The following is a 2,855-nucleotide window of genomic DNA, read 5'->3' as shown; positions in this document are numbered from 1 at the left end:
GCATAATAAACTCCCTATCCTCCTGTGTTTTTTTCGATAACGCTTCTAAATTTCTACTCAAATTATACAATAAGTTTAAGGAAGCCGATTTTAGGGGATTATTCGGTGATAATCTCTCTAATTCATCGATAGCTCTCTCTCTTGTTCCTCCTCTACTATTTTTCTGATCGGAGACTACTGGCTACTGACTCCTAACCCTAACAACAATTTTTGATTTTTACCGGAGATATAAATAATCTTCCGGTTGCCGTTTGCCAAGCTCAGAACTAGGATAGGAAAGAACGAGGTATTAATGCAGCAAGAGAGGTTTAGACTGTGACCAATGTAGCGATCGATGTCCGATTAACCGGGACTTCTCTGTGGCAATGGCAAATATGGCAAGGATTGCCCTATCTTACCTGTAATCTCCTAGAGGACTGGTCCCACGGCTTTTTTACCCGTCATTATTACCCCCAAACCCCGGAAGCTTTTACGGCTGCTCTGGGGGCAAATGTACCGGTTTATCGCGTCAAACAGGTACATGGCGATCGCCTATTAAATCCCCAAGGGATTACTAACCCGGAAATTGTCGAAGCGGATGGAATTATCACCGATGCTTCCGGTCAAGGGATTTGGGTGGCCAGTGCTGATTGTACGCCTGTACTAATAGGTGATCGCTCTACTGGTGTTGGGGTGGCGATTCATTCTGGATGGAGAGGGACGGCCAAAAGGATAGTTCCCAAAGCAGTAAAGCAGTTATTAAACTCAGGTAGTTGTTTAGATAACTTAGTGCTGGCCCTGGGGCCGGCAATTGCCGGGGAAGTGTATCAAGTAGAGGCAGAAGTTGCCGTAGAAGTGGGTTTAAGTTTATTCCCCCAAGAAACCAATCCCGACCAAATTCTGGCGAATTTATTGAACCTGTCCCCCTCCCCCTTATTTGCTGACGAGGAAAAAGGGAAAGTGCGCTTAGACGTGCGACGGGTGATTTATCATCAACTACAACAGTTAGGAATTCGGGATGAACAAATTGCGATCGCTCCTTTTTGTACCTATCAACAAGAGGATCATTTTTTCTCCTATCGTCGGGAAAAAGCCAAAAAAATTCAATGGTCTGGCATAGTTAGCCGTTAATAACTCGGTGGACATTCACTGATTACTGCTCACTGATAACTGAAAAATCCCCTCTCTCCCATGCGTATTGTTTTTTTCGGAACCCCGACTTTTGCTGTTCCCACCCTAAAAAAATTATTAGCCAATCCCGATATAGAAGTAATTGCCGTCGTTACCCAACCGGACAAGCGCCGGGGAAGGGGCAATCAATTAATCCCCTCACCGGTGAAACAAATAGCCATAGAACGGCAAATACCGGTTTTGCAGCCCAAAAGCGTCAAAAAAAACGCTCGAACCTTAGATTTTCTCAGACAATCGCGGGTGGATGCCTTTGTGGTGGTTGCCTACGGGCAAATTCTCTCCCCAGAAATTCTAGAGATGCCGAGATTAGGCTGTATTAACGTTCATGGCTCAATTTTACCGAAATATCGGGGAGCAGCCCCCGTGCAGTGGTGCATCGCTAGGGGAGAAAAAGAAACCGGCATTACCACCATGTTAATGGATGCGGGCATGGATACCGGACCGATGCTACTGAAAGCCTACACCCCGATCGCTCTTTTTGACAATGCCGAACAGGTGGGAGCAACCCTAGGACAAATGGGGGCGGATTTGCTCCTAGAAACCCTCTCTAAGCTCGATCGAGCAGAAATTACCCCAATTCCTCAAAATAACGACGATGCCACCTATGCCCCTTTAATTCAAAAATCTGACTATCTAATCAACTGGCAAGATTCGGGCCGGAGAATTCACGATCGAGTCCGGGGTTTTTATCCTCATGCGCTGACCACTTTCCGGGGACAACCCCTAAAAGTGATGGCCACTATTCCCCTAGAGGATCTCGGTCAACTTCCTCCAGAATTACAGACAAAAGACCTTTCTCATCTAAGCGGAGAAGTGGGATCGATCGTGGCTCTCTGGAAAAATTTCGGGCCGGTAGTGCAGACGGGTGAGGGTTTATTATTATTAAAAGAAGTGCAATTATCGGGAAAATCACCGCGTTCTGGTGGGGATTTGGTTAATGGTTCCCGTTTAACTATCGGTGAGATTTTCGGTCAATAGTTTTCAGGGGATGGCTTTCCTTTGCTCCTCTATGCTTCACCGGTGAAGATTTTTTTCAACTTGCGAAAGCGATCGGAATAACTTCTTAACACTTCGATCGCAAACATGGGAGTTTCCTGCACGGCAAATAAAAACTGCGGTTGATTGAGATAGGCTAATTTACAATCAGTTTTGGCAATAGCTGTGGATTCTCGCAGTTTATCCCCATGCAGGAGCGCTCCTGCTCCGAATACATCCCCTTTTTCTAGAGTTTCTATCAATTGCCCCTTGATATACATCTCCACTTCTCCGCTAAGAATACCGTACATTAACTCGCCCTCCGTGCCATCGACAAAAATAACCTCACCAGCTGGAAAAGTGCGATCGGGATGATTTTCGAGAATTTTAATCGTTTCTACGGGACTTAACATGATTTAACAATGATTTTTTTGGGTTATCCCCCCCATTTTCCGATATATTGAACTCCCCGATCATCGTTTTTGTGTGTAAGAATACTTGAAACTTCTCTACCTGACAAAGATTCGGTTTGACTCTCAGAAATGCTTTGTTTAATCCTTGTCGGGGAGAGAAAATTTCCGTCTTCATACCTTTATCCTCTTCCTACCCAACCCGATTTTTGAGTCTATTTTTTTCTCTCTTATTTTCCCTCAAAAACCCTATATATATGGGCGCACGGATTCCCATTATACATAAAGTATAAAGCAAGT

General features: G+C 44.8%; 3 protein-coding genes and 1 pseudogene. 2 read left to right on the top strand and 2 right to left on the bottom strand.

The window, feature by feature from the left end; genetic code table 11:
• Positions 1 to 154 (bottom strand): annotated as a pseudogene (locus tag PX636_RS22945) (DUF4351 domain-containing protein); the annotation flags it as partial.
• 161 nt (positions 155 to 315) lie between these two features.
• Between PX636_RS22945 and pgeF the strand changes: the two are divergent.
• On the top strand, positions 316 to 1,110 hold the full coding sequence (gene pgeF, locus PX636_RS20020) for a peptidoglycan editing factor PgeF (RefSeq protein WP_288118483.1): 795 nt from the start codon (positions 316 to 318) through the stop codon (positions 1,108 to 1,110).
• A 60-nt stretch (positions 1,111 to 1,170) separates the two neighbouring features.
• Positions 1,171 to 2,148, top strand: coding sequence for a methionyl-tRNA formyltransferase (fmt, locus tag PX636_RS20015; RefSeq protein WP_288118481.1), 978 nt, complete (start codon positions 1,171 to 1,173; stop codon positions 2,146 to 2,148).
• Positions 2,149 to 2,177: 29 nt separating this feature from the next.
• Here fmt and PX636_RS20010 read toward each other — a convergent pair whose 3' ends face one another.
• Entirely contained in the window at positions 2,178 to 2,558 is a 381-nt protein-coding gene (locus tag PX636_RS20010; protein ID WP_002796058.1) for a cyclic nucleotide-binding domain-containing protein, read from the bottom strand.
• Between the last annotated feature and the right edge of the window lie 297 nt (positions 2,559 to 2,855).

It is taken from the genome of Microcystis sp. M53598_WE2, from assembly GCF_030067735.1.
In the GTDB taxonomy this organism is placed as follows: Bacteria; Cyanobacteriota; Cyanobacteriia; order Cyanobacteriales; family Microcystaceae; genus Microcystis; species Microcystis aeruginosa.
This window is presented reverse-complemented; position numbering and strand designations above follow the sequence as displayed.